At 66.9% G+C, this 26,171-nt stretch carries 26 protein-coding genes and 2 tRNA genes; 14 read left to right on the forward strand and 14 right to left on the reverse strand.

The genetic code is table 11. The features are described 5' to 3' along the window. Nucleotides 1-66 precede the first annotated feature (66 nt). The gene (locus AB0K12_RS23690; RefSeq protein ID WP_364565037.1) at nucleotides 67-3,090 is read right to left on the reverse strand and encodes an ADP-ribosylglycohydrolase family protein; all 3,024 of its coding nucleotides are present in this window, start codon (nucleotides 3,088-3,090) and stop codon (nucleotides 67-69) included. A 258-nt stretch (nucleotides 3,091-3,348) separates the two neighbouring features. Beyond that, nucleotides 3,349-5,220 carry a DNA/RNA helicase domain-containing protein gene (locus tag AB0K12_RS23695; RefSeq protein WP_364565040.1) on the reverse strand — a complete coding sequence of 624 codons (1,872 nt, stop codon included), beginning with the start codon at nucleotides 5,218-5,220 and terminating at the stop codon, nucleotides 3,349-3,351. Between the two features lie 297 nt (nucleotides 5,221-5,517). Between AB0K12_RS23695 and AB0K12_RS23700 the strand changes: the two genes are divergently transcribed. Then, complete coding sequence (locus AB0K12_RS23700) at nucleotides 5,518-6,063, forward strand: GIY-YIG nuclease family protein (protein ID WP_364565042.1); 546 nt, start codon at nucleotides 5,518-5,520, stop codon at nucleotides 6,061-6,063. Nucleotides 6,064-6,202: 139 nt separating this feature from the next. Here AB0K12_RS23700 and AB0K12_RS23705 read toward each other — a convergent pair whose 3' ends face one another. Further along, nucleotides 6,203-6,499: a hypothetical protein gene (locus AB0K12_RS23705; protein WP_364565045.1), complete on the reverse strand. Its 297-nt coding sequence runs from the start codon at nucleotides 6,497-6,499 to the stop codon at nucleotides 6,203-6,205. 804 nt (nucleotides 6,500-7,303) lie between these two features. Between AB0K12_RS23705 and AB0K12_RS23710 the strand changes: the two genes are divergently transcribed. Genes AB0K12_RS23710 through AB0K12_RS23720 form a run of 3 tightly spaced genes read left to right on the forward strand, consistent with a single transcriptional unit; the run spans nucleotide 7,304 to nucleotide 10,113 of the window. Beyond that, entirely contained in the window at nucleotides 7,304-9,229 is a 1,926-nt protein-coding gene (locus AB0K12_RS23710; RefSeq protein WP_364565048.1) for a hypothetical protein, read from the forward strand. 25 nt (nucleotides 9,230-9,254) lie between these two features. Further along, entirely contained in the window at nucleotides 9,255-9,809 is a 555-nt protein-coding gene (locus tag AB0K12_RS23715) for a hypothetical protein (protein ID WP_364565051.1), read from the forward strand. Nucleotides 9,810-9,813: 4 nt separating this feature from the next. Beyond that, entirely contained in the window at nucleotides 9,814-10,113 is a 300-nt protein-coding gene (locus AB0K12_RS23720) for a hypothetical protein (protein ID WP_364565053.1), read from the forward strand. Between the two features lie 494 nt (nucleotides 10,114-10,607). Here AB0K12_RS23720 and AB0K12_RS23725 read toward each other — a convergent pair. Beyond that, nucleotides 10,608-10,680: transfer RNA gene (locus AB0K12_RS23725), tRNA-Arg, on the reverse strand. A gap of 986 nt (nucleotides 10,681-11,666) precedes the next feature. On the opposite strand from AB0K12_RS23725, the gene AB0K12_RS23730 reads away from it, so the two are divergent. Beyond that, nucleotides 11,667-12,647, forward strand: coding sequence for a D-alanyl-D-alanine carboxypeptidase family protein (locus AB0K12_RS23730; protein WP_364565056.1), 981 nt, complete (start codon nucleotides 11,667-11,669; stop codon nucleotides 12,645-12,647). 2 nt (nucleotides 12,648-12,649) lie between these two features. On the opposite strand, the gene mscL is transcribed toward AB0K12_RS23730, so the two are convergent. The 6 genes from mscL to AB0K12_RS23760 all read right to left on the reverse strand — a co-directional run bounded on the left by mscL (nucleotide 12,650) and on the right by AB0K12_RS23760 (nucleotide 17,414). Beyond that, complete coding sequence (gene mscL, locus AB0K12_RS23735; protein WP_364565059.1) at nucleotides 12,650-13,048, reverse strand: large conductance mechanosensitive channel protein MscL; 399 nt, start codon at nucleotides 13,046-13,048, stop codon at nucleotides 12,650-12,652. A gap of 23 nt (nucleotides 13,049-13,071) precedes the next feature. Beyond that, nucleotides 13,072-13,662 (reverse strand): flagellar biosynthesis protein FlgA, encoded by a 591-nt coding sequence (locus tag AB0K12_RS23740; protein ID WP_364565062.1) that lies wholly within the window; start codon nucleotides 13,660-13,662, stop codon nucleotides 13,072-13,074. Next, nucleotides 13,659-14,465 carry an S-methyl-5'-thioadenosine phosphorylase gene (locus tag AB0K12_RS23745; protein ID WP_364565065.1) on the reverse strand — a complete coding sequence of 269 codons (807 nt, stop codon included), beginning with the start codon at nucleotides 14,463-14,465 and terminating at the stop codon, nucleotides 13,659-13,661. Before AB0K12_RS23745 ends, AB0K12_RS23740 begins: the two co-directional genes overlap by 4 nt. A 449-nt stretch (nucleotides 14,466-14,914) precedes the next feature. Then, nucleotides 14,915-15,244 carry an FmdB family zinc ribbon protein gene (locus AB0K12_RS23750; protein WP_364565068.1) on the reverse strand — a complete coding sequence of 110 codons (330 nt, stop codon included), beginning with the start codon at nucleotides 15,242-15,244 and terminating at the stop codon, nucleotides 14,915-14,917. A 69-nt stretch (nucleotides 15,245-15,313) separates the two neighbouring features. Further along, nucleotides 15,314-16,819, reverse strand: coding sequence for a potassium/proton antiporter (locus tag AB0K12_RS23755; RefSeq protein ID WP_364565071.1), 1,506 nt, complete (start codon nucleotides 16,817-16,819; stop codon nucleotides 15,314-15,316). A 25-nt stretch (nucleotides 16,820-16,844) separates the two neighbouring features. Beyond that, nucleotides 16,845-17,414: a 5-formyltetrahydrofolate cyclo-ligase gene (locus AB0K12_RS23760; protein ID WP_364565074.1), complete on the reverse strand. Its 570-nt coding sequence runs from the start codon at nucleotides 17,412-17,414 to the stop codon at nucleotides 16,845-16,847. A gap of 25 nt (nucleotides 17,415-17,439) precedes the next feature. On the opposite strand from AB0K12_RS23760, the gene galU reads away from it, so the two are divergent. From galU to AB0K12_RS23795, 7 genes are all read left to right on the forward strand, one after another. Continuing rightward, a complete protein-coding gene (gene galU / locus AB0K12_RS23765) occupies nucleotides 17,440-18,342 on the forward strand; it encodes a UTP--glucose-1-phosphate uridylyltransferase GalU (protein ID WP_364565077.1) in 903 nt (300 codons plus the stop codon). Next, nucleotides 18,329-19,516 (forward strand): gephyrin-like molybdotransferase Glp, encoded by a 1,188-nt coding sequence (glp, locus tag AB0K12_RS23770; RefSeq protein ID WP_364565080.1) that lies wholly within the window; start codon nucleotides 18,329-18,331, stop codon nucleotides 19,514-19,516. The genes galU and glp overlap by 14 nt, the downstream gene beginning before the upstream one ends. Beyond that, on the forward strand, nucleotides 19,513-19,989 hold the full coding sequence (moaC, locus tag AB0K12_RS23775; RefSeq protein ID WP_364565083.1) for a cyclic pyranopterin monophosphate synthase MoaC: 477 nt from the start codon (nucleotides 19,513-19,515) through the stop codon (nucleotides 19,987-19,989). The genes glp and moaC overlap by 4 nt, the downstream gene beginning before the upstream one ends. Further along, nucleotides 19,989-20,465 carry a MogA/MoaB family molybdenum cofactor biosynthesis protein gene (locus tag AB0K12_RS23780; protein ID WP_364565936.1) on the forward strand — a complete coding sequence of 159 codons (477 nt, stop codon included), beginning with the start codon at nucleotides 19,989-19,991 and terminating at the stop codon, nucleotides 20,463-20,465. Before moaC ends, AB0K12_RS23780 begins: the two co-directional genes overlap by 1 nt. A gap of 51 nt (nucleotides 20,466-20,516) precedes the next feature. Then, nucleotides 20,517-21,170 carry a GNAT family protein gene (locus tag AB0K12_RS23785; RefSeq protein WP_364565938.1) on the forward strand — a complete coding sequence of 218 codons (654 nt, stop codon included), beginning with the start codon at nucleotides 20,517-20,519 and terminating at the stop codon, nucleotides 21,168-21,170. A 127-nt stretch (nucleotides 21,171-21,297) separates the two neighbouring features. After that, nucleotides 21,298-21,882 (forward strand): hypothetical protein, encoded by a 585-nt coding sequence (locus tag AB0K12_RS23790; protein ID WP_364565086.1) that lies wholly within the window; start codon nucleotides 21,298-21,300, stop codon nucleotides 21,880-21,882. Between the two features lie 49 nt (nucleotides 21,883-21,931). Next, a tRNA-Ala gene (locus AB0K12_RS23795) sits at nucleotides 21,932-22,005 on the forward strand. A 6-nt stretch (nucleotides 22,006-22,011) separates the two neighbouring features. Here AB0K12_RS23795 and AB0K12_RS23800 read toward each other — a convergent pair. The 4 genes from AB0K12_RS23800 to AB0K12_RS23815 all read right to left on the reverse strand — a co-directional run bounded on the left by AB0K12_RS23800 (nucleotide 22,012) and on the right by AB0K12_RS23815 (nucleotide 24,038). After that, nucleotides 22,012-22,989: a hypothetical protein gene (locus AB0K12_RS23800; RefSeq protein WP_364565089.1), complete on the reverse strand. Its 978-nt coding sequence runs from the start codon at nucleotides 22,987-22,989 to the stop codon at nucleotides 22,012-22,014. Between the two features lie 73 nt (nucleotides 22,990-23,062). Continuing rightward, nucleotides 23,063-23,359 (reverse strand): hypothetical protein, encoded by a 297-nt coding sequence (locus AB0K12_RS23805; protein ID WP_364565092.1) that lies wholly within the window; start codon nucleotides 23,357-23,359, stop codon nucleotides 23,063-23,065. Between the two features lie 131 nt (nucleotides 23,360-23,490). Beyond that, nucleotides 23,491-23,688 (reverse strand): hypothetical protein, encoded by a 198-nt coding sequence (locus tag AB0K12_RS23810; protein ID WP_364565094.1) that lies wholly within the window; start codon nucleotides 23,686-23,688, stop codon nucleotides 23,491-23,493. A gap of 80 nt (nucleotides 23,689-23,768) precedes the next feature. Continuing rightward, nucleotides 23,769-24,038: a hypothetical protein gene (locus AB0K12_RS23815; RefSeq protein ID WP_364565097.1), complete on the reverse strand. Its 270-nt coding sequence runs from the start codon at nucleotides 24,036-24,038 to the stop codon at nucleotides 23,769-23,771. Between the two features lie 166 nt (nucleotides 24,039-24,204). Here AB0K12_RS23815 and AB0K12_RS23820 point away from each other — a divergent pair, with 166 nt between their 5' ends. Both AB0K12_RS23820 and AB0K12_RS23825 read left to right on the forward strand, forming a co-directional pair. Next, nucleotides 24,205-25,635, forward strand: coding sequence for an XRE family transcriptional regulator (locus AB0K12_RS23820; RefSeq protein ID WP_364565100.1), 1,431 nt, complete (start codon nucleotides 24,205-24,207; stop codon nucleotides 25,633-25,635). 23 nt (nucleotides 25,636-25,658) lie between these two features. Next, a complete protein-coding gene (locus tag AB0K12_RS23825) occupies nucleotides 25,659-26,141 on the forward strand; it encodes a hypothetical protein (protein ID WP_364565103.1) in 483 nt (160 codons plus the stop codon). The last annotated feature ends 30 nt before the right edge of the window (nucleotides 26,142-26,171 follow it).

A 26,171-nucleotide genomic window follows, 5' to 3' on the forward strand; every position in this document is an offset into this window, starting at 1 on the left:
CGACCCAGCCTTGGCATCCGCCACCGAGGCCGCCTAAGATCCACCCACGGCACCTACCTCGTCGAGCTATTTACACCGCTCCGGGGACGCGACCACCAGCTCACGGCGATACTGAACGTCGGTGGCGGGGACGCCCCAGCCGATGGGCAGGACGCGCATCATCGCGCCGTTGGTCGCTCCGCCGTCCGCCGTGACGGAACCGGTCGCCTCGAACCGGGCGACCGCTCGCCGAGTGGTGGGGCCGGCGCCGCGCATGGTGGGCAATGCCGCCGTGAGGGCGGTCAGGAAGGCATGTTCTGAGCCGCCGGTGCTGATCAGGTTCTCGGCGAGCAGGATGAGCTGTTCGGTGTCGTCCGAGGTGCTGCCGGTCGGCCATTCCCCGCGGGCGGTAAGGGTGTCCGTGAGAGCGATGTCCTGCGCCGGCTTGCCCTCCCATGGCACGCCCAAAGCGTCACCACAGCAGAACCCGACGAGTCCGTTCAGAATGCGCCCCGAAGGAGGGATGGCCTGGTCGGGGAACAACTGCTCCAGCACTCCGAACCCTCCCTGGACCGCGAGGCGTCGGCCGTGGTCGGCGTGGTGGACGCGCTCGCGACCCTGCGTGAGGCGGGCCAGAGAGAGGTGGGCGGAGGCCACGTCGTATGGAGTGCCATGGTGCTCGAACTCGGTCAGTGCCTGCTCAGTCAGTCGCCGTGCACTTGAGTGGTCACCGTTGGCCTGGTGGACGTCGGCCTCGCTGTGCGTGACCTTCGCCGCCAACAGGCCGTCTCCCAGATCGCGGGCCATCCGGCCTGCTTCGAGCAGGCTGTGAGTGGCCTCTTTCAGCAGGCCGAGGCCGCACTGAGCCTTACCCGTCCCGTGCAGGGACTGAGCGACTCCGCGGGCGTCCTCCGACGCTTTGCGGATCGCGAGCGCCTTGTTCTGACTGTCCAGCGCGGCACGCCAGGAGCCGGTGGCCTCGGCGACCAGGGCGGCATCCTGCAGAAGTCCCGCGTAGAGCACCTGATCCCTCAGGTGGTCAGGACGGGCCCCGACTTCCTGTAGTGCCTGGTTGATGAGCGCGTCCGCCCGGTCGACGTGGCCGGAGAAGTATTCGATCTCGCCGAGGAGCTTGAGCCACGGCGCCTGGTCTGCCGTGCTGTTCATGCCCTCGGTGGCGTGCCGGCGTCCGTCGGAGAAGCGCCCTCGGTACAGCTCGATCTCCGCCAGCCGGAACAGGAACCCTTGCCGCGCCTCTCCCTCCGCGAGGGCCAAGGCCGTCTGGGCGAGGTGCTCGGCTCGCTCGAAGTCTCCCCGGCAAAAGGCCACTTCGGCACGGACGAGCTCGGCATGCGCCGATCTCCGAGGTAGGTCGTCCAGCAGGGCTTCGGCTCGGTTCCAGTGCCCCAGCCCGAGATAAGCGCGGGCGACCCGGTACAGGCAACGACCACGATCCTCGTCACGGTCGATACGTAGTTCGCTGAGCAGTCCCGCGAGCGCGCGGCACCGGTCGAAGCGGCCGGTTGCAAGGCTGCGATCCATGAGCGCCACCCACGCCGTCACGCCCTGGGGTGATGAAAGATGGCTCAGATGGTAAGCCGCCTCCATCTCGGTGGTGAACTCCTCGCGCTCGCCGTAGTACCTGGCCAGGACCTCATGGGCGCGGCGCAGCTCGGCTGGCCGGACGTTCTGCAGCGAGCGACGCAGGATGTTGTGCATGGTGTAGGCGCCGGAGCCGCCGGCTGTGCCTCCTCGCAGCGGGGCGATGAAGGAGAAGGCCGTGAGTCTGCTGAACGCGCTGCGGTCGCAGGGGAAGTCCAGCTCCTGCCCGAGATGGCGGAAGGTCTCGGCGGTGAAGGCTCGGCACGCGCTGACCGCCAGGATCCCGTACTCGGCTTCGGCGGGCGTCCATTGCAACAACCGGTGGGCCAGGTCGCGTTCCTTGTCGACCAGGCCGGTGAAGTCGGCAGGGGTGAGGCGAGAGCCGGCGGCGAGTGCCACGTCCGCGCACAGGCCGAGGAAGTATGGGTGGACTTCGTCGGGGGCGGTGGAGGCGTACTCGACCAGCGCTTGGCGCATGGTTGGGTCGGTGATGCCGGCCATGCTGAGGTAGTGATGGGCGTCGATGCTGGTCAGGTGGCCGACCAACCGGAAGTCCAGATACCGGTCGGGGATCGGGAAGGCGGGAGCCGCCGACCATGGCGGCCGAGTCCGGCCCGCCAGGATGGCGATGATTCCGGCGCTCAGATCGAGATGCCCCAGAAGGCAGCGCAGCCACTCGTCCCGCATCAGCTTGTCAGCGTGGATCAAGCTGTCCGGGTCGCCGATCGCCTCGCCGAAGAAGGCCTCGTGGGTGTCGAAGAGCAGCACGATGCGTGGATGGTCGCAGGCGGCGTCGTTCAGGTCCTTGGCGAACAGGCGGGGAAGTTCGTGCAGAAGATCCGGCTCGGGGACGAGGGCGAGAATCTGCTCAGCGTCCTCCTGGGGGACGCGCCGCTGCATCCGCCTGCGGGTGAAGACCTTGTCCATCCGCACGTTGATCATCTGAAACAGTTGCTGACCCACCCGCAGGACCGGCAGCGTCATGATGGCGTCGGCGATGTCCAACGCGATGCCGGCCTCTCCTCGCGGGAACAACTCGGGCACGCGGTGGGCGATGTCGAAACCGAGTTTGTGGAGGTAAGTGATCGCGGCGAAGTCGAAGCGAGGGGTTGCGATGCCGTACTGGGCGAGCTGCCGCTTTAGCATGAACAACCCTGAGAACGCCTCTTGAGGGCGGTTCTCGCCCGCTGGCCGCGCGCCGAAGTCGAGCCTGGCCACCGGCACCACCTCGCCAAGCTCGGCCAGCCGATTCAACAACTCACCATCAGGAACGTCGCGAACGGATGCCCACTGGTTCGTCCGAAGGCAGCAACGCTTCTCCAGGTGCCGCAACAACAGCGACTTGCCGTTGCCGCCCAAACCGTGCAGGTAAAGGATCTGTTCTGCGGGCGGGTCCTCGTTCATCAGCGCGACGACATGCCGGGTCAGCTCGAAGCGGTTCGCGAACAGATCCAGCGAGCGGTCATGGGCAACTACGGACTTCGTCGGCCCCTCTTCGAAGATCGGCACCGCTAGCTCTGCATGGGCGTGAATCGCATGTGATTCCTTCGCTGAAGACGGAAATGGCGACAACTAGACAGGGCCGCACAGCAGCGGACGGCCCTTGGCCGGGTCACGCCATTGGTTCTACACCGAGGAGTTGTTCACATCCACCTTGTCGACCCAGAAGGCGCAGCAAAATAAGGCGTCTTCACCCCTGCCGCCTCCGAGCCGAGATCACCAGCAAGTGTCTTGGCTGGACTGCCCGTTGAGTACCAGGTGGGGCGATCAGGCACCAGTTGTGCGAATCAAGTTGGTGAGGAAACTTCGCAGCTCAGGATCAACCGCGTAGATCACTGTGCCGCGCATTCCTCGCGTCAGCAGGACCTTGTACACATTGCGCACAAGCTGGTCGAAGTCGCTATCGGGGACCGACTTGCGGCTCCTGAAGGAGGGATCCTTGTTCTCGCCGCGTACGGTGACCAACTGTCCATCTTGCACGGTCAGATCGGGGCCAAGGATGACACCGTTCCAGTCGTACTCGAACCCTTGGGCGGTGTAGACGCAGCCAACCTGCCCGAACCCGCTGGGCTCGCTGGCCCACAGCATGCTCGGCGGGTAGTCGCCGACAGCGCGGTCCTTCTTGACGTTCCACGGCCGTGCCCAATCGCCGATGACGACGTCCTTGACGAGGGTGTCATCGGGGCGAGGGTCGCTCCATGGCCAGCAGTAGCCGGCAGTCATGCGAGCCGTACCGGGCTTGGCGTGCAGGAAGGCTTCCAGCTCTTGCGGTGAGTCGGCGAGTCGTACCTCGAAGTCGTCGTCCCCGTCCCACTCCATCGGACCGCCGTCGGCCAGACCCAGCAGGCGCAGCACCCACTGCTCGTACTTGCGGCTGCCTCCGCAGCGGAACTGCTCGTCGAGGGAGACGAGCCGGACGTCGTACCCCTTGCTCCGCGCGTAACGTTCAATGCCGTCTGCGGTACCGAGTTCGCCGGGGCGTACCACTTGATGCTCATCGAGAAGGAAGACCGGCACCCGTGCTGCGGACAGCAGCTCGTCGAGCTGACTGCGCCCTGTTCGCTTCGCCGCCGGCGTGAAACGGTTGGTAGACGTTTCTCTGATTCGGTGAGCCTCGTCGCAGATGAGCACGTCCACGCCGTTCTGCTCGGCGTCGACGAAGCTGTTGAAGTACTTGAAGAGACCCTGGATCCGGCTGCTGCCGCGACCGGGATAGCGGCGCATGGTCTGGGTGAACGATTGCGATCCGGTGGCGTGCAAGGTAGAGCGGCCCTGTCTGAACAACTCGCCGAGCAGGGACAGGGCGATGACGCTCTTGCCGCTGCCAGGGCCACCGGTGACGATGACCACCTGCTTGGAGTCCGCTCGCCGTGCTTTGTCGACGGCTCGCATGACCAGCTCGTATGCGACTTGCTGCTCGTCCAGCAGCGTGAACTGCTCGCGCTCACGAATCTCTTTCGAGGCGTACGCCATGAGCTGCTTACTCGGAGCGACCGCGCTGTTCAGTAGCCGGTCGGCGGCATCTGCGCCAGGCTTGTCGGCCAGCCGCTCGCTTAGGTATCGGAGAAAGTCGCCACGTCGTTGCTTGGTGAACAGGCGGCTGCGCTCGTCGCGGACCTGCTCCGACAGGCCGTCGACGTCCAGGTCCATCGCGTTGTGCAAGTACGCCGCTCCGTACACGCCGTTCGGCTTGCCGTCGAACACGCCAAGGAAGTCACACATGTACTCGCAGTACCGGCGAACCTGCTCAGCCGGATTGAGTGTTTCGCCACCCGGCATGCCGTCCACGATGACCAGGTGTTCGCCGAGTTCGGAGGGTTCCGCTCGGCTCCACTGCTTGAGCTCAACGACCACGTACGAGTCTTCGCCGGTTCGGGGGTGGACACCCGCGAGGATCACATCCGCCCGTCTGCTGGTCAACGGAAGCTTGTACTCCACGAGCATCTCGACGCGGTGCAACCCGGCGTCCGCCAGGTCACGAGCCAGCACCGGCAAACTGCGCTGCCAGGACCTGAACTCGGAGGGCGACGAACGACGTCCGGTCGTTGCCTGTACGTGCTCGGCGATCGCTTCCGCCAGGACCGTCTCGTTGGGAGAGAGCGCTAGAACGTTTTCGACAGACAGCCGCAGAGCCGTCACGGATTGTCCCCCAGGCAGCACGAAGTAACTCGTGCGGGTGGGGGCCTATCCGCTCCGGCCGAGACCGTACGACCGCGGAAGCCCGTCGGGCCGCATCACATGGTCGTCCACAGAGTAGCGGGGGCGGTAACGCTGGGAAACAGGCAAAGCCAAGCAGAATCACGGACCTGAGGCGGGTACACGTCCAACCGCGATCACGGACGCCATATGCCTTGCGCGACGGGGTTCCGGAGCATCCTCGCCCACATTGTCGGAGGCGTGATCTAGCCTTCCTACACCACCAGACGGGAGGCAAGGATGAACGCTGCCGAGTTGGTAGAACCGGCCAAGCTGTGGGAAGCGGCCGAGGTTCTTGCTCGACCGAGTCCGGTGCCGGCGGCTCCTGGTATCTACGGGTGGTACTTCACCCAGACCTTGCATCGGAGCCTGCCTGCTGATCGCCTCCTCTACGTCGGGATTGCTCCTCGCCGTATGACGTCCCGAACGAGTAAGCAGAATCTGCGTACCCGGGTGCGCTACCACTTCCGGGGCAACGCTGAAGGGTCGACCCTGCGGCTCACCCTGGGCTGCCTGCTCGGGCTGGAGCTCCGCCGGGTGGGAAGCGGGAAGCGGCTGACGTTCGGACAATCCGGCGAGAAGGAACTGACGGACTGGATGGCCGAGTATGCCCGAGTCTGCTGGATTCAAGACGACGAACCCTGGGCTGGAGAATCCGAACTGATCGCTCGGTTGGACCTCCCGCTCAACCTCGACCAGAATCGCCGCCATGCCTTCCACGGTCACTTGAGTGCCCTTCGGGCCTCGGCACGCGACCGCGCTCGCAGCCTCCCGATCAGCTCTTGACGATCCCGGTGGGTACGACATCGAATCTCAGCTCCGCCATCTCGGGTAGCATCTTGTAGCGTTGCCCAATTAGCGATGCGCGACGTCGATAACGGAGTTCGCTGCCGTCGCTGATGGGGCTGCCCGGGACGCGCCAGTGTTAGTGGAGGCGACTCAGCCTGTCTTGTGCTCGTTGCCTGTCCTCGTCTGAGAACAACTCTGCGAACTCTTCTCTCAGGACGTGCGCCTCGACCGTGAGATCGAGACGTCCATGGCTGCGCAGGGTCTCGAAACCGTCCGAGATCTGGTCGCTCCACAACAGCTGCCTTGCGGTGGCGAGCCCGCCACGTTCGGACACCATTTGGATGAAACGGCTAGCGTTGTATCCGAGATCTCTTTTAGCGGTCTGATAGATGTCCACCATCGCGAGGTGGAAGCGGCGCTCAGTCTCGTTCAATTTCGTTCCTCCCGAGACGTGGCAGCGTGGAGGGGGGCTATCGACTTCGATCACTGCGAGGCCGTAGGACACACTCCTCGCAGGTCGAGCTGACTGGTCGGCCCTCAGCGTTAAGAAGGCCCAGTTTGCGAGCCCGTTCTTGCCGACCCGTGTCTCCTTGTCCTTGTCTCCAAGGGAGGCCGTCGATGAGGCGCCACCACATCATGCCGTCCTGGTCTGGGTATCGCTTGAGCCGGTTGGCAGGCGTGTCAACAAGGGATGAACATTCGGGTCGGTGGTGCAGTACGCTCCCTGCTCCTGCGCAGTAAACCTCGCCGTCGGACGGAACCAGTCCGAAAGCTTCGCCTTCGATATATTCCACTCTGACGATCTCAACCTCGAAGGGGGAGAGCGTCCCGCGGCTCCCACTCGATGGATGGAGGTCCACCTGCCCAGGCCGAGGCCGACAGAGTCCACAAGTTTCCAGTGTCATCTCGTGGATGCACTCGTCGGACACGAGCATATGTTGGCACTCCACGCTCGCTCCTGCCAAGCATTCGCGGTGGCAAGTGGTTTCGGACGTCCTCAATAACGGATACAGGAAACGCGGATGCGTAAGCGGGTCTCCACCACTCTCTTCCCGTCACAACGGCTCCAACCCACAGCCGCTGATCGATAGTTGAACCGCGAGCCCGTCGGCTCACGTACTCCTGGGCGCAACGGCGATCGCCATACCGGTACCGACGGAATGCTCAGCCAAATCTCAAGCCGAGGCTAAGCTGATTGGCGATCCGGACGTGTTCCCCAAGGATGCCGGAATTACCCATGACGCAGCCGACTGATCTGCCGTCGAAGCCGTTCGACGGTGAGTTCTCTGGGGTCAACCCCACGTGGATGGAACAGTTCGAGAAAGCGCTGGGGCGTGCTGGAGAGCTGTTCCGCAAGCACGAGCCGCTGGTGCGGCGTGTCATGGAGAAACTTGAGCTGGACGCCTCAGGTTTGAGCGCCTTACGGGAGGCAGAGGGCTGGATCCGTGCAAAAGTTCCCGAGCTTCGGCGGCGGAACGATGCCATCCAGGCGATGGACGGGACCTGGGGACCCGAGCAGTCGAACGGGCTCATCGCCTTCGACGAGGAACTGCACAAGAAGGTCTCGTACGACGCTGAGGCCTATGCAGCGGCGGCCTACCTCAACCAGGCAGCGGACGGTGCGGAAGTCGACGACAAGACCCTTGCCCAATTGGAAGAGCACGCAGGAGACGCGGGCTTCGCGCTCAAGCTGATGAACGCCATGGGGCCGGAGCGAGTTCGACGCCTCCTAGCGAGGACCGACCGGCAAGACAAGAAGTCCCAGCGCCTGCAAGTATCTCTGGGGAAGGCACTCGGCAGTGCCAGCGCTCAGCTGAGCACACAGTGGCGCAATGACTTGACCACCAATCTCTCCCGCACCACCCAGACAGGGATCGCCGCCGCCCTCAGACACGGCACCTACAACAGCTCCTTCCTACTGGAGGTGGCCAAGGCGCTGGATGCCGCTGAGCGGAAACAAGCCATGCACCATGGGGTCGGACGACACCCGATGGCGGATGTCATGGAGGCGTTGGGCAAGAATCCAGCAGCGGCTCAGGGATTCTTCGCCAGCGGAGACAGGCTCAAGTACTACGTGACCACGCTGCCCTTGGGGGATGGAGGGGCGGCAGTGGGCAGAGCGCTGGAAGCCGCCACGACGATCTACCGGGACCGCGCGGGTTCGGAAGCTCAGCCGTCATCCGGCTACCTGTCGGCTGACCTGGCCTCGAAGCTCATGGACCTCGAATACCAGCAGATTCACGCAGGAAGACGGCAAGAAGCCTTCGTAGCGCCCGCTTCCATCGGACGGATCCTTGCGACGTACGTGGTCGATATCAATCGGACAGCAAGAGGCGGAATCGAGCAACCGGGAGTCTACAAGCAAGACCATCCAAACCTGCCTGGCCAGGAGCCCTGGGGGGCGAAGTTCAATCGTGAAAACCTTCGTGAAGTGATGAAGGACGTATTCACCAAGGACGAGAAGGCCTTTGGGGTGGTCATGGCCGCGCAAGCGGCGATGAGCAGTAAATTGTTCGACTACGGCGCAGCGCAGCCGGCGGGGGAGGACCGTAAGAACGCTATGTCCGCCGCTGCGCTCGAAGCGGGGGCGGGTTTTGGGATACTTGCGCACGCCGCAGGAATCGGCAAGATCGAGGAAGGTCGCGAGTTGGATGAGGCGCAAAAGCGTAACTTGAAAATGCTCATGGCGATCGTTAACACGGGACTGTCCTTCCCCCAGACCGGAGGATGGCCGATCACGGCCGGAGTGGTGGGCTCTTGGAGCGGCATAATTGAGGACAGCGCCGCAGGCACGGCGGAGAAGGAGGCTGTCGCATCTGCAAACTTTGCTGCCAGCCAAACTCGTGAACTCGTTGGTCAACTGGCTGCCCAAGCCATGTTCGACCACGGCATCTTCGGCACAGCGGATCCCCCAGCGAAGACTCATCCCTGGTCGTCGCTGACCGATCTGAAACCCGGTGAAGACCCGCGCAAAGCAGACAACAATTTCCTTAGGGATGACGGCAGGACGCTGATGAGTCTGCAAGAGATGATGAAGTCGGATCAGGACGCTTACGATGCCTACAAGAGCTGGCTATCCCGCTCGAAGGACAACCCATGGTTGGACCTGGACATGCAGCAAACCTTGGATGGCGCCTTCAGGAACGGCTTCCCGGACTTCTAAGCCGATGAAGAGATCTGTTTTCCGGATGGCTAGCCAGCTGGCAAGTGCTCTGGCGTTGCTGACGGCATGCCAGCAACAAGCACCTGCGGTCGACATGGCCGCTCTGCCATCAGTGGCTAGCCCTCCCTACATCTGTGGCCATATTCCGAAGCGTGCGGCCGAGCTGATGACGGGGACGCACGAGCCCATCGTGGTCGGCTTTCTCAACGAGTGGCGCAACGGTGTGGGTTACGGCACGTGCGCTGCCTACGAGCCGACAGGTGAACGGGCACAACTGCTGCACGTGGTCCTCGATTCCGGAGGCGCCCGCGGTCAAGTCGACGAATATCTCAAGGACGGCGGGCACCTGCTACAGGAGATCGTGACCAGGGGATACGGCGCCTACATAACGGACCCTGAGCGGGAGACCCGGGTGGCTGCGTTGGTCGTCATGGGCAAGGCTCGGTTGTCCGTCGAACTTGTACGGGGCGTCAAAGGGCGAGACAACGCAGCGGACTTGGTGGCGCTGGTGAAACTGATAGCGCCTAGGCTCCTGGCCGGCGCTGCGTCTCCCAGTCCAGATACGAAGACCGGGGGCTGAACCGATGCCTGAGATGGTGCCGAACCCATTGCGTGAAGCACTGCGGGATGCGCTGAAGACGATCGAACCTCTGCTGCATGAGATGAGAGACGGGCTCGACGCTCCCTTCAAGAACTTCCACACCGGCAGAGTCTGGACAGGTCCAGTCGCCAAGGGCTTCGACGGGGAGCTTGATCGACACAACGGACGGGTTCAATACGCGAGCGAGACCATCCTGAACGATCTACGTTGGCTGATCACGCGGACTGCGGCCGAGGTCACAGAGCAGCAAGCGCAGGAGATTAGCCGCCGATACGGTTTGTAGCGGAGTCGAGCGACGGCGGCAGCCCCTCTTTCGAGAGAACGCTTCCGTCAGCTGACGAGCGATTCAGCCCTTGGCATCTTAGGTACATGCAGAGGCTGTAAGAGGCCGCAGGCGGCAGCGAGCGCCTGCTTCGCCTGGCCGGGCATGGCCGCCGCGTAGTGGGTGTCGAGGTGGTCAGCCACGCCTTCAAGACTTGGGTTCCATGGGGGTACCACTACGACGTAGGCGCGCCATCCGCGGACCGCTGATGATGTACCCGCAAGGGCAGCACGTCCCGCGGTGGCCACGGGGACAGCCTGCAGGCTGAGCCGAGCGGTTTCCCGAAGCGCCCACGAGCAGGGGGAACACGTCCAAGATCATCCCGCATATATCCCGTGATCAAGGTCCTACAGCTGCATACGGGTGCCTGCTGCTACCTATCCGGAGTCTGGAAGGCAAAAGACCTGCGGCAGAGAAACCGCAGGTCAGAGGCTGAAATACCTGGTCGAGATACGTGCCCCCGGCAGGATTCGAACCTGCGGCACCCGCTTTAGGAGAGCGGTGCTCTATCCCCTGAGCTACGGAGGCGGACTCTCGTAAGCCTAGCGAAAGACTGGCACTGCGTGCGACGTCAGGGGGCGATCAGTTCGGTGGCGTTGGTTATGGGTGCTCTGAGCTGCGGTAAAGGCATGACAAGTGATCAGAATCGGGGTGTTCGGGGGTGGATAGCTTCTGCCTGTGACTCGTAGGCGTGGTGCTCAGGTCCGTAGAACGCAGGCTCGGCGGCGGCCTGTGGTGTTGTTCGGTGCGTTGCTGGCGCCGGCGATTCTTGCGGGTGGGTTGTTGGCGGGGGAGGTCCAGGGGCTGGAGGTGGAGGTGCCGTGGGTCGCGCCGCCTGCCCGGAAGGTCAGTGCTGCTGTGGTTTGGGAGCCGCGGCTGGTGCCGGCTCCGGAGGTGCCGGAGCGGAGGTATGAGGGGCTTGTGCGGGTTCGGGTGCGGGAGGAGGTCGCTGCGCCGGTTGTGCCGGGGCCTCGGGTGCCGGAGCGGTCTGGTGAGGAGGCTCGGGAGGAGGCCGCTGCGGAGCAGGAGGTGGAGTTGGCTCCGGGTGGGTGTGCGGGGGAGTGGGTGGATACGTGGTTGGGGGATTTGTGTCGGGATTGGGAGAGTGAGCAGCGGGCTCGGGAGTCCGGTGATGGCCGGGAAGAGGAGGCGGCCGGCGGGGAGAGTTGGGTGCCGGGGGTGTGAACCTCTCCGGGTGGGGTGGCGTACCTCCTGATGAGGCCACGCGCTTCCTCATGAGGCCACGCGGTGGTCGTGCATCCTCGGGAGGTTTGTGGGTGGAGGGCTGTACAAAGGGGGCTATTTGTCTCATAACAGCTCTTCGGAGTTCGGTCCGGGCACTCGGGGGGCTGTAGTAACGTGCGTGCCTGACCCGGGTAACGAGTTTGCAAACGGAGGAGTCGAACGTGCCAGCCCCTCGATCAGCGGGTCTGATCGCGGTCGTCATGGCGGTGGCTTCTCTCCTCACGCCCGGAGGGCAGACGCCTGCGCAGGCCCACACGCAGGTGAAGCAAGTGCGGCTGAAGCCCGATCCGTCCAGCCTCACGGAGTTGCGGAAGGAAGCCGAGCGGTCCGCCAAGGAGCTGGAGGACGCCACCAAGGCCCTGGAGAAGCGGCGAGCCGACATCGCGGCCTCCGAGAAGACGCTCAAGAGCAAGCTGACCGCCCTCCAGAGCCTCGAGAACCGGCTCTCCGTGATGCGGCAGCCCGTCTCGCAGATGGCCGAGCTGCTCTACCAGCAGCCGCTGCTGGCGGGCGGGATCATTCCGTTCGTGTCGGGCAGCGCGGATGAGAAGACGCTGCGGGCGCTCATGGACGCGAACCAGATCGTGTCGGTGCGCCAGCGGGCCGTCGAGCAGACCAGCGCGCTCTACCAGGAGGCCGAGCGGCTGGCCGCCGAGGCACAGGAGCTGCGGGCCGGCAACCTGCTGGCCGAGGCGCAGCTGGCCGCCGAGGTGGACACGTTGCGGCAGCGGTCGGACAAGATCGTGAAGTCGCTCACCGCGGCGTTGGTGAAGCTGGGCATCAAGATCGACAAGGTGGGGCGGGCGGCCCTGGGGTGCAACCCGCTCAAGGCGGCCAACGCCGACCATTATCCGAACGGGCTCATCCCCCAGAGCATGCTCTGCCCGCTCCAGCAGAAGGGGCACAGTCTCCGGGCGGACGCCACCATCGCGTTCGTCAGCCTCAACGAGGCCTACCGGCGGCGGTTCGGCAAGCCGATGTGCGTGACGGACGCGTACCGGAGCCTGGGCGAGCAGCAGTCGGTCTATTACCGGCGGCCCGGGTTCGCGGCGGTGCCGGGGCGGAGCAACCACGGGCTCGGGCTGGCCGTGGACCTCTGTGGAGGGGTGGAGAGGTCAGGGTCGGCGGAGTTCGTGTGGATGGAGAAGAACTCCAAGCGGTATGGGTGGTTCCATCCTTCCTGGGCCTACAGCAGCCCGTTCGAGCCGTGGCACTGGGAGTACGACCCCAAGATCGACACCCTGCTCTGACGTCAGATCACGGGCACGTCGGCGCTGCAGAAGGCGCAGCGGGAGGCGGCCTTGGGGATCTCTGACAGGCACTCGGGGCAGTCGCGCGTCATGGCCTCGATCTTGGCGGCGTTGCGCTCCCTGATGTGGGTGTACGGCTTCACGATCAGGAAGTAGACCACCGCGGCGACCATCAGGAACGACACGACCGAGTTGATGAAGTTGCCGTACATGAAGTTGGACTGGCCGACGGTGACCTTGAGCGAGGAGAAGTCGGGCAGCCCGCCGAACGCTGAGATCAGCGGCGTGAGCAGGTCGGCCACGAACGACTGCACGATCGCGTTGAACGCCGCCCCGATGATGACCGCCACCGCCAGGTCGATGACGTTGCCCTGCATGAGGAACTTCCGGAAACCTGTCATGGCAGGGAATCGTATCCGAATGATTACTCTAAGTTAGTGCGCAGGGTGATCGACAGGCGGGCATGGGCCTGGGCAGTCGCCAGCTCGGCGGCCTGGGACGGGGTGGTGGCCAGGACGAGGAGGGCGCCTTCCTGGGATGCACTTGAGCGCGCCGGTTTCGGGATGGTGATCACCGTGGTGTCCGTGGCGATCTCGCGGGCCGGCGCCGTCTGGTCGCGGGCGGCTAGGACGGTGATGGTCGAGCCGGGGGCCAGGAGAGAGGCCGTGGCGGGGTCGGCGATGCGCACAGGGGTCGCCACCAGGCCGGGCGGCAACGGGTAGGTGGACAGGAGGCGGACGTCGGTCAGCGGTTCGCCGCGGCGCATGGGAGTGGCCAGGGTCTGGCCTCGGGGGAGGGTGCGTACGGCTCCGGCAGGCGGGGGGTCGAGGGCGGCGGGGCGGAAGTCGGCGGCGCTGAGCGGGCCCGGGCGCAGGTCGCGTACGGCCACCAGGACCGTGGAGGCGGCGGGCGCCGGGCGGGTGGCGAGGTAGGCGGTCACGACGGAGACGGCGGCGAGCGCCGCCGCGATGAGGCGGCGGCGACGGCCGTAGCGGGACAGCCAGGCTCCGATCACGGCAGCTCGAACGGGAGCTTGATGCCGTCGAGCGCCTGGCCGCAGGAGCACGTGCGCTCTTCGGGCAACGACTCGACGGTCTGCGCGATCAGGGTGCGCATGCGCGTGACGTTTTGGGCGAAGAACTCGAGGACCTCGTCGTGGGTGACGCCCTGACCCGCCTCGACACCGGCGTCGTGGTCGGTCACCAGGGAGACGGAGGTGTAGCAGAGGGCCAGCTCGCGGGCCAGGATCGCCTCGGGGAAGCCGGTCATGCCGACGATGGACCAGCCGTTGGCGGCGTACCACTGCGACTCGGCGCGCGTGGAGAAGCGCGGGCCCTCGATGACGACCAGCGTGCCGCCGTCGACCGTCTCCCAGCCGCCGGAACGGGCGGTCTGTACGGCGATCGCGCGGCCCGACGGGCAGTAGGGGTCGGCGAACGAGACGTGGACGGCGCCGTCGATGTCGTAATAGGTCTGGGCGCGGCCGGAGGTGCGGTCGACGAGCTGGTCGGGGACCACGAGGGTGCCGGGGCCGTATTCGGCCTTGAGCGACCCTACGGCGCTGGGCGCCAGCACCTGACGGACGCCGAGCGAGCGCAGCGCCCACAGGTTGGCGCGGTAGGGGATGCGGTGGGGCGGGAAGCGGTGATCTTTGCCGTGGCGGGGGATGAACGCCACCGTGCGGGAGCCGATGCGTCCGATGGTGACGACGTCGCTCGGGGGGCCGTAGGGGGTGGCGAGCTCGACCTCCTCCGCGTCGTCGAGCAGGGAGTAGAAGCCGGAACCGCCGATGACGCCGATGTCTGCGCGAGTGACCATGGCGCTGAGAGTAGCCGCAGTGGCCGGCGGCGATGGAACCCGAACGGGGTTCTGTGGATAACGCGGCCGCGGGGTGATTTTGCTGGCTGGTGCGAAGAATGTGTGGGGGCGTGGGCGACCGGTGCATCCATATGTGGACGTGCGCGACCGGTGTGGCTTCAGGGCGAACGAGCGGGTTCCGCTCCAGGCACGGGCAAGTGAACGGAGGCGGGCAAGCGGCCAGGCAGGGGTTAGCGGCCAGGCAGGGGTTAGCGGCCAGGCTGAGGTATGCGGCCAGGCAGAAGTAAGCGACCAGGCTGAGGTATGCGACCCGACTCGGGTAAGTGATCGGGCGCAAGCGAGCGACCGGGCGCGGGCGAGCCACGCCGCGCGGGATCATGCGCGGAGGTTCAGCTGACCTGCGGCCGGCAGGGGACGCGGGCGACGGCGGGTCAGCTGACCTGCGGCAATCAGCTGGATGCGGCGGCGGGAGCGGGGGTGCTGGTCGAGGACGAGCTGGACGACCCCGACTCCGACGACGACTTGCTCTCCCCGGACTTCGACGAAGAAGACGAAGAAGACGAAGAAGAGGACGGGGAAGAAGAAGAGGCCGTCGAGGACGACGAGCGGTTGTCGGTCCGGTAGAAGCCCGAGCCCTTGAACACGATGCCGACCGCGGAGAACACCTTCCGCAGGTTCCCCTGGCAGCTCGGGCAGACCGTCAACGCATCGTCTGTGAACTTCTGGACCACCTCGAGCTGCTCACCGCAGTCGTTGCAGGCGTACTGATAAGTCGGCACGCGCTCCTCCTTACAAGCTTTGGCACTCGAGCGATGCGACTGCTAATGGTAACCGATAGGTCCAAACACCTATTCCAGCCCCCGCTCTCCGTACCAGCCGGCCAGCTTGCCGCGGCGGTTGACCGCGCGCAGGCGGCGTTCGACCTGGTCGCGGCAGGTGGCGGTGGCGACGATGAGGAGCTGGTCGTCGGTACGCAGGCGGGTGGAGCCGGTGGGGACGAACGATCGGCCGTCCCGTACGACGAGTGTCACGGCGGCGCCGGCGGGCAGCCGCAGCTCGAAGACCTCGACCCCGTGCAGCCGCGACTCCGGAGGGATCTTGACCTGCAGCAGGTCGGCGTGCAGTTCCTCGAGGGGCGCCGACTCGACGGACAGATCGTGCGCCTCGGCGGGGGCGCTCACCCCGAGCAGCCGCGCCGCGTACGGCAGCGTCGGCCCCTGGAGCAGGGTGAACACGATGACGATCACGAAGACCTGGTTGAAGATGTCCTTGGAGCCCTCGATGCCGGCCGCCCAGGGGATGGTCGCGAGGACGATCGGTACGGCGCCCCGCAGACCGGCCCACGACAGGAACGCCTGCTCGCGCCAGGTCACGCGGTCCAGCCGCAGCACCCGGGCGAGCAGCGAGGAGGCGGCGACGGACAGCGGGCGGGCGACGAGCGCGAGGACGGTGCCGATGATCAGCCCGGGTGCGATCGCCGACGGCAGCTCCTCGATGTGGGCCAGCATGCCGAGCATGACGAACAGCCCGATCTGCGCCAGCCACGCGGCCCCTTCGGCGAAGCTCCTGGTCGCGGCGCGGTGGGGGAGGCGCGAGTTGCCGAGGATGAGCGCGGTGAGGTAGACGGCCAGGAAGCCGGAGCCGTGGAGGAGGACGGCGCCGCCGTACGAGACGAAGGTCAGGGCCAGGACGGCGATGGGGTAGAGGCCGGAGGCGGGCAGGGCGACGTGGCGCAGCGCGTACGCGCCGGCGGGGCCGACGGCCAGCCCGACCGCGGCGCCGATGACCAGCTCCAGGGCTGTCTCGAGAAGGAACGTTCCAAGACTCGCCGACGCCTGCGAAGCGCCGGTGAGCAGGACGACCGCGATGACCGTGGGAGCGTCGTTGAAGCCGGACTCCGCCTCCAGGACGCCGGCCAGGCGCGGCGGCAGCGGCAGCCTGCGCAGCACGGAGAAGACGGCGGCGGCGTCGGTGGAGGCGAGGACCGCGCCGACGATCAGCGCGGTCTTCACGTCGAAGCCGAGCGGCCCCTGGATGGCGAACGCGACGATGAGGATGCTCACCGCCACGCCCACGGTGGCCAGTACCAGGGCCAAGGGGACGGAACGGCGTACATGCGACCAGTTGGTGGTGAGCCCGCCCTCGGCGAGGATCACGGCCAGTGCCCACAGGCCGATCTGCTGGGCGACCTTCGGGTTCTCGGTGGGGAAACCGACCCCGGAGAGCTCCAGGGCCAGCCCGAAACCGAGGAAGACCAGGAGGCTGGGAAAGCCGGTGCGGTGCACCAGCCGTACAGACGCGATGGCCGCGATGACGACGGCGGCGCCGATGAGGAGCGAGACGTCAAGCGTCATCCGGCCCCCTCCTCTTGCACCGCCGTCAGATAAGCCTAGTGATGCCCGAGGGCGTGGCGGCGTAGCGTACGGGCTGGTCATGGGGCTCGTGTGGGATGCCGTCGATCAGCTCGCCGTCGTGCAGCAGCGCCACGGTCGGGACGTTGGGGCCGACGCGGGCGAGCGCGCGGTCGTACGAGCCGCCGCCCCGCCCCAGGCGGACGCCGGTGACGCGGTCGACGGCCAGGGCGGGGACGATGACGAGCGCGGCGGTGCGTACGGCGTCGACGCCGCGCCGCGTGTCGACCGGCTCCATGATCCCGTAGCGACCGGGCGCGAGCGTGTCGGGTCCGTCGTAGACCGCCCAATCCAGGTCATTGTCGGCACGCAGGACCGGCAGGATGACGGTGGCGCCATGTTTCCAGAGAGCGAACACCAGCCCGTGCGTCTCCGGCTCCTGCCCCGTTGACCAGTAGCAGGCCACCAGGCCGGCCATCTGCACCCACGGTTGTTCGAGCAGCGTTTCGCGGACCTTGATGGCGTTTGCCCGCACTTGATCGGGGGAGAGTGCGATACGCGCCGCGTTCAGCTCGCGACGGAGGTTCAACTTGTCCACAGATCCCTCCACTAGGGTCTAACTCATGGCTGACTTCGACCCTGTGACGAAAGCCGTCGTGCCCGCCGCGGGTCTGGGCACCCGGTTCCTTCCGGCGACCAAGGCGACACCCAAAGAGATGCTGCCCATCGTCGACAAGCCCGCGATCCAGTATGTCGTCGAGGAGGCCGCCTCCGCCGGGCTGCTCGACGTTCTCATGGTCACCGGCAAGAACAAGCGCTCGATCGAAGACCACTTCGACCGGGCCTTCGAGCTGGAGGAGGCGCTGGAGGCGAAGGGCGACGAGCACCGGCTGTCCCAGGTCCGCGAGCCGGCCTCGCTGGCGACGCTGCACTACGTACGCCAGGGCGAGCCCAAGGGGCTCGGCCACGCCGTGCTGTGCGCCAAGCACCACGTGGGCGACCACCCGTTCGCCTGCCTGCTCGGCGACGACCTCATCGACTATCGCGACAACCTGCTGCGCCGCATGATCGAGGTGCGCGACACGTTCGGCGGAAGCGTGATCGCGCTGATGGAGGTGCCCAAGGAGTCGGTCTCCCTGTACGGCGTGGCGACCATCGAGGCGACCGCCGAGGACGACGTCGTCCGCGTGACCGACCTCGTCGAAAAGCCGCCGGCCGACGAGGCGCCGTCCAACTGGGCGATCATCGGCCGCTACGTCATCGACCCCGCGGTCTTCGAGGTCCTGGAGAACACGCCCCCCGGGCGCGGCGGCGAGATCCAGCTCACCGACGCGCTGCGCACGCTGGCCCAGCGCGACCGCGACGAGGGCGGTCCGGTGCACGGCGTGCTGTTCAGGGGACGCCGCTACGACACGGGCGACAAGCTCGACTATCTGCGGACGGTGGTGAAGTTCGCGGCGGACCGGGAGGACCTGGCGCCGGAGTTCGTGCCGTGGCTGCGGGAGTTCCTCGATGAAATCAGTTGACGCGCATCTGGCCGAGATCCTGGCCACTGTACGTCCGCTGGCCCCCCTTGAGCTCGAGCTGGAGCAGGCGCTCGGCACGACGCTGGCCGAGGACATCTCCTCGCCGGTGCCGCTGCCGCCCTTCGACAACTCGGCCATGGACGGCTACGCGGTGCGGGCCGAGGACGTCGCGGGCGCGCCGGTGACGCTGCCGGTGATCGACGACGTCGCGGCGGGGTCGCTGGAGCTGCGGGCCGTGGGTCCTGGCCACAGCGTGCGCATCATGACCGGTGCTCCGCTGCCGGCGGGCGCCGACGCGGTGGTGCCGGTGGAGTGGACGGACGGGGGCACGGTCTCCGTACGCATCGACCGCGCCGCCGAGCCGGGCAACGCCGTGCGGCGGGCGGGTGAGGACGTACAGGCCGGCGAGGTCGTGCTCAAGGCCGGCACCGTGATCGGCCCCGCCCAGCTCGGCATCATCGCCGGGGTGGGGCGGCGGCGGGTGCGGGCGCGGCCGCGTCCGCGCGTGGTCGTCATCTCGACGGGCGCGGAGCTGGTCGAGCCGGGCGGCACGCTCGCGCCCGGCCAGATCTGGGACTCCAACAGCTACACCCTCACCGCCGCCGTACGCCAGGCCGGAGCCGACGGCTTCCGTGCCGGCTCGGTCGGGGACGATCCTGGCATCCTGCTCGACCGGCTCGACACCCATCTCGTACGCGCCGACGCGATCATCACCAGCGGCGGGGTGTCGATGGGCGCGTACGAGCCCGTCAAGGAGGCCCTGGCGCCGCTCGGCACCGTCCGCTTCGAGAAGGTGGCCATGCAGCCGGGCATGCCGCAGGGCTTCGGCGTGCTGGGGGAGGACCAGGTGCCGATCTTCGCCCTGCCGGGCAACCCGGTGTCGTCCTTCGTGTCGTTCATGCTGTTCGTCCGCCCGGCTCTCGACAAGATGCGCGGTCTGCCCGGCGGAATGCCGCGCACGCTGACCGCGCGCACCGCGGGGCCGCTGCGGTCGCCGTCCGGGCGGCGGTCCTATCTGCGCGGTGTCCTCTCCGACGACGGCACGGTGGCGCCCGCCCACGGGCAGGGCTCCCACCAGCTCGCCGCGCTGGCCGCGGCGAACGCGCTGATCGTGGTGCCGGAAGACGTGACCGAGGTCGACGCAGGGTCCTCGGTGGAGGTGATCAGGCTGTGAGCGAGCTGACCCACATCGACGAGACCGGCGCCGCCCGCATGGTCGACGTCTCGGCCAAGGACGTCTCCGCCCGTACGGCCGTCGCCAGCGGACGCGTGCTGCTGACGGCCGAGACGGTGGCGCTGCTGCGGTCGGGCGAGGTGCCCAAGGGCGACGCGCTGGGCGTGGCCAGGATCGCCGGGATCATGGGGGCGAAACGTACGCCCGACCTGATCCCGCTCTGCCATCCCATCGCGCTGCACGGCGTGAAGGTGACGCTCGACGTCGAGGACTGGGGCGTGGCCATCACGTGCCGGGTGAAGACGGCCGACCGCACGGGCGTGGAGATGGAGGCGCTGACCGCGGTGTCCGTGGCGGCGCTCGCGCTGATCGACATGGTCAAGGCGGTCGATCCCGGCGCGGTGATCACCGACGTGCGGGTGGAGGAGAAGCTCGGCGGCAAGACCGGCCGGTGGACGCGGGACGGGGCATGATGCGCGCCTTGGTGATCACGGTGTCGAACCGGGCGTCGGCCGGGATTTATGCGGATAAATCCGGGCCGTTGCTGGCGTCGTTGCTGCGTGACGAGGTCGGCTGCGAGGTCGAGGGGCCCGTGGTGGTGCCCGACGGCGAGCCGGTGGAGGCTGCGCTGCGTGACGGGGTCGCGGGTGGTTATGACGTCATCGTGACCACCGGGGGCACCGGGTTGACGCCGATGGATCTGACGCCGGAGATGACCTCTCGGGTGATTTCTCGAGAAATTCCCGGTATAGCGGAGGCAATTCGTCAGGCTAATCGCGAGAAGGTGCCGACCTCGATCCTCTCGCGCGGATTGGCCGGGCAGGCAGGGGAAACCTTGATCGTAAATTTGCCTGGATCCTCCGGCGGCGTACGCGATGGCGTCGCCGTACTCGCGCCCATTCTCCGTCACGCCGTCGATCAGATCCGCGGCGGTGATCATCCGCGCTGACCGGGATTCGGCCGGTCACCCCGTGGCGACATCGAGCCCGATAGGGGGATGATGAGAGATGTGGATCGACTTCGTGGCTGGCCGGCGACACTCAACGAAGGTCCGGTAGGCCTCCGGCCGCTACGGTTGGGCGACGTACGCGTATGGCGCGAGACGCGAGTCCGCAATGCCGACTGGCTGCGCCCGTGGGAGCCGAGCAACCCCGAGACGCCCCTGTTCAGGACCGGTCTCGGCCCCTACGTCTCCATGGTCGGCACCCTGCGGCGCGAGGCCAGGCAGGGGCTGGCGCTGCCGTGGGTGGTGACGCACAACGGGCGCTTCGCGGGCCAGCTCACCGTCGGCGCCATCGTGTGGGGATCCGCCCGTTCTGCCCAGGTCGGCTACTGGATCGACGGCGCCCTGGCCGGCCGCGGCATCACCCCCACGGCCCTCGCTATGGCCGTTGACCACTGCTTTTTCACCACCGGATTGCATCGGCTCGAAGCGAACATCCGCCCCGAGAATCACGCCAGCCGTAGGGTGGTTGAGAAGCTCGGTTTCAGGGAAGAAGGCATTCGGCGGCGCCAACTCCACATCGACGGAGCCTGGCGCGACCACATTTGCTACGCGTTGACCGTCGAGGACGTTCCCGGCGGGCTGCTCGTGCAATGGCGTCGCGCGCGTGAGTCAGCGGCTCACGGGGGGTCCTCCGTCGAAGAGGTTTGACGATCTCGCGACACACCGCACCGAATGCTCGTCAATCAGTGACACGCGGTCTTACGGTGCGTGACGTGAGCACATTCAAGGCGCGACGAGCACAACCGCGTCTTTGTGCTGCCCGGAGGTGGTGGTCGTGAGCCCCGTCCTCCTCTATCTCGCCATCGTCGTCATGTGGCTCTGCGTCCTGATTCCGATGTGGCTGCGCAGAGACAAGACGAATCTCGCCGAGCTGGCCGAGCTCGAAGAGTATTACACCGGCGAGCACCAACTACCCGATCTCGACAACCTCGCCCCATCCGATCCCGATGAGGACGACGGCACACCGCCGGTCGAGATCGAGAAGGTCGACGTCCGCCAGTTCCGGCTCCGGCGCCGCGCCATCATCGTCGCCCGCCGGCGCCGCCTGCTCTTCTTCACCGCGCTGCTGGTGCTGGCCTCCATCGTGACGGCCGCGGTCGAGATGATCCCGTGGTGGGGGGTGGCGCCGTCCGTCGTCGTCATGCTGACGTACATGGCGTTCCTGCGCATCGCCGTACAGGTGGACAGGGAACGCCGCGAACGCGCCCGCCAGGCGCGCGCTGAGCGCCGGCGGCGGCTACGCGAGCAGCGCCAGGCCGCCGCCGAGGCGGAGGCCGAAGTCATCGACTTCACGCCGATGCACGCCGACGTCCTCTTCGACCAGTACGCCGAACCACCCAAGCGGGCGGTGGGCGACTGAAACGGTGGCGCGAGGACCCTCTGGAGTTTGCTAATCTAGTCGAGTCCTTGGGGATGTAGCGCAGTCCGGTAGCGCACTTCGTTCGCATCGAAGGGGTCAGGGGTTCGAATCCCCTCATCTCCACCCAAGTCAGAGGCCGTTTCTCCTTAGCTGGAGAGGCGGCCTCTCTCCGTTTTTGGGAGGTTTCTGGGAGATCAGCGGAGTGACCACGCTGTCCCTGTAGACCCCGAGCGCCGCGTCGAGCACCGGAACGAGCGACCGCGGGGAGAGCTCGAACCTCCGTTGGAGGGACTCCGCCCATACGCGGGTGAAGAGGTCGAGCCCCTCGGCGATCATCTCCGGCGTGCAGTGGCCGTAGTTCGCCGACATTGACCCGTCGGTGTGGCCCATGCGGGGCACCTTGAACGCCTTCTCAAGGTGGCCGTTGTCCATCATCGTCTGATGGCCATGGCGGAACCCGTGGAAGGTCAGGTCGGGCAGCACGGGAGTCCACGAGCACAGCGCGTCCGGGCACGGGCGCACGTAGGCGTCGAGCAGTGCCCCTCGGCTCATGCGCGCGACGATCGCCGCGTCCGCGCCCTGGGCGACCGCGTGCGCGGCCAGCTCGGCGCGCGTGGACCGGCTGTTGACCTCGGTAGGCCCCCAACCCTGCCGGTAGAGCAGCAGCTTGGGCCGCTCCCACGGCTTGCCCGCCTCGGCCGCCGGCCAGGGCGCGAGCGGTACGCCCGGCCAGTGCCGCGACGCGTCCACGAGTACCTGCTTGCGGTCTCGCCCGTACTTCCCACCGCGCTCCGGATACCAGCCGTCGGCGGCTGGCCGGAGGTAGAGACGGCGGAAGTCCGAGCGGGAGTGGTGCCGCGTCGAGGTGAGGAACAGCATTCGGCGCTGCCCCTTGCACCATGGCGCGGACGGGTCCTCGGGCAGGCCGTCGGGGACGGTGCAGCCGCAGGGCCGCGCCTCGGTCGCCGCGAGCTGGAGCATCTCCCACAGCCACATGGGCACATGCACGGTCCTGATAGAGCCGTCCTTCGGCCGGCCCCAGTAGAAATCGCCTTCCTCGGTCTCGTAGATCTTCCAGTGGAGATGCACGAGCCCCTTGTCCGCCACGGCTCGGGGGTGAGGGCGAGGATCTCCGACCAGCGACCGCCCGTGTAGAACGCGGCCAAGACCGCCAGGAAGTTTAGTCGAGCTTGCGGAGGCGCCACGACAGTTTCGGTGCCCAGTGACGTGTCTCCTGGGCGCGCTGCTTATCGCCAACCTGCGCCGCCTCCACCACGGCGAGGCACTCCGGGCATGCCACCCCGGCCGCCAGGAGGTTGAACGGAATCACGCTGCCCGCGATCACGTGCACCCACACGCGCGTCGAGCGCGAGCAGACTGACGTTCCCCAGGTGCCCGGTATGCCGTTCTCCACGGCGTGCCGCTCCTCCGGTTCGCCCGGGGTCTGTCGCTCGCCAAGCGCGTACATCGCGTACATCTCCACTCATGCAGTGATCTCTATGGCGCGACGGCCGGACGCGGTTGCCTTGTTCTGTGCCCCCGGTCTCTCCATCGGGACACGCTCATCTGCGGGCCGGCCAGCCGCCGCGCTTGTCTAGGGGCGGCTCGCTACAGAATCGAGCCGAGTATCCGCCACTCGTCGGCGGGCCGGCGGATCTCGCCGCCGTTGCCCGGGTCGTGGTCGCGCACGCTGTAGGCGTCGTGGTCGTTCACCTTGGCGTACTCCAGCCCCGTGCCGGTGACAGGCGCCCATGCCTGGTCTCTGATGGGCAGGGTTTGGAGGTCGGGCTCGATCACTGGTGCCATCGTGTGTTCCTCTCTCGGATTGGTATCGGTTGGGACCCCGGCCCTCCGCGCGCCGAACTCGCACGACGAGCCGGGGGGCTTCAACGTCGAGGCATGGCAAGCAGGACGGACATTTGGCGGCTGAGGTCCGCCATGAGTGCAACGGGATTGCTGCGCTCCAGCCTCGGTCGCACGCCGGCCGCCGCCTGGCCCACCGCGACTTGCCAGGACGGGACAGCGCGCCACAGCAGGCCGCGCGGCGTGGGGATGTACTCGATGTGCCACTGCGGGTAGGTCAGGCGCAGCACGGCGAGATGACGGTCTGTCGGGCTCAACTCCAGCCACGCCGATATGGAGGCCATCTCACGCACCGCCGATGACGTAGGTCAGCCCGCCGGGCAAAGCCCAGGAGCAGAAGCGGGTTCCGTCCGGATGCACATGTTCATCACAACGGTCAGTAACGGAGCGCGGACAGGTGCGGTTGGGGGAGGCTGGGTGATGCAGCGTGTCACCTTCTCCGCGATGAGGTGCGACGGCATGACGGATGAGACCAGCCCCAGAGCGCTCCCGGCGTACGCCGAACGCATCCGGCACGAGCGTCGGCGGCGCGGCTGGTCTCAGAAGCAAGTCGCTCTCCACCTGCTCAAAGCCGCTGGCAATGAAATCGGGATGGCCGAGTTCGAGTCGGTCCTGCGGAGGGTTAAAGACCACGAAGCGGGCAAGGGTCGTCCTCGTGACCCGTATCCCCTTCTGTACTGCCGTGCGTTCGAGATCCCAGAGGCTAGGCTGTTCGAGGCCCCGGCATCGCTGGAGGCCGCAGCCGACCAGAGCGCCGACGATGCCGCGACCTCGGTCACTTCGCCCTCACTCCCTTGGATCTGGGAAGCGGCACCGACCGCCGATGCCCTCTACGACATCACCAAGAGTGACCTCATGCTTGACCGCCGCCGAGCCGTGAAGACCCTGGCCATCACGGCAGGGGTGCCGCTCGTTGACCCCGTGCAACGCTGGCTTGCCGCCGAGCAGCCAGAGCCGGCCGAGACCCACACGGGCCGGATCGGCATGGATGAGGTCGCCCAGCTCGAACGGGCCGTGACGGTCTTCCGCGAGTGGGACAACCAGCACGGCGGCGGCCTCGCGCGCAAGGCCGTTATCGGGCAGCTCAACGAGGTCGCCGACCTGCTACGCGACAACCACCCGCGCGCGATCCGGGGCCGTCTGTTCCATGTCATGGCGCAGCTCTCGAAGATCGCCGCCACGATGTCCTGGGACTGCGGGATGCAGACCGCAGCGCAGAAGTACTACGTCATGTCGTTGCAGGCGTCCAAGCCCGCCGGCGACCGGCCGTTCGGCGCGAGCGTCCTCGCGTCCATGGCTCGGCAACTCCTGTACCTCGACCAGCCCCAGGACGCTGTCGAGTTGATCAGGCTCGCGCTCGATGGGGTCAGGCAGTCGGCCACCCCGCGGCTGAGGGCGATGCTGCACACGCGTGAGGCGTGGGCGTACGCCAAGATGGGCCGTCCGGAGTCTTTCAAACGGGCCACGGGCGCCGCTGAGGAGGCGTTCACCGAGATCAGCGCCGACGATCCTGACCCGGAGTGGATCGCGTACTTCGACGCCGCCGAGCTGGCCGGCGTGACCGGAGGCCGATACCTCGAACTGTCTCGACAGGCCAACAAGTTCGCGAGCGACGCCCTCGACTACATCCGGCAGGCGGTGGCCCTGCGGCAGCGCACCAGCATGAGAAGCCTCGCGCTCGATCAGGTGGGGCTCGCCTACGCGCACCTCATCAGCGGCGACATCGACGAGGCGGTCACGGTCGGGAGCGCCGCCGCCGACACCGCCGGGCAAGTGCAGTCCGATCGGGTACGCGTGCAGCTCCGCGAGTTCTACCTTGAGATCGAGACCAGGAAGGATCCCGCCGTGGCCCTGCTACGGCAGCACATCCGGGACACACTGGCACGGTAGACCCACCGCAGGAAAGGGGCGCGATGATGCGCATCGGCGTGACAGGCCACATGAACCTCACCTCGGATACTGCTCGGCTCGTCTCCGATGCGCTGCGTGCGCATCTCAAGGGAGTGGACGGCGAGCTTGTCGGTGTGTCCTGCATCGCTCGCGGCGCTGACTCGCTGTTCGCTGACGCGGTGCTCGCGGCGGGCGGTGCGCTGGAGGTGGTGTTGCCGTCCAGGGACTATCGCGCTGTGAAGGTGAAGCTGGACCACGCCGAGCAGTTCGACCGGCTGATGGCGGCGGCGTCCACGGTGCGGGTCATGGACTTCGACCAGGCGAGCCGGGAGGCGTACGAGGCGGCGAACGAGGCCGTGCTGTCGTCGATCGACGAGCTGGTGGCCGTGTGGGATGGCCAGCCCGGTACGGGGCGCGGCGGCACGGCCGAGGTAGTGGCTGAGGCGCGCGAGCGTGGCTTGGTCGTGACCGTCATCTGGCCGGCCGGGGCGGCGCGGGGTGATTGAGCGTCGGTCCTTGCCGAATCGGTCATCGTC

Origin of the sequence: Nonomuraea sp. NPDC049419, from assembly GCF_040676995.1 — a bacterium.
GTDB classification, from domain to species: domain Bacteria; phylum Actinomycetota; class Actinomycetes; order Streptosporangiales; family Streptosporangiaceae; genus Nonomuraea; species Nonomuraea salmonea.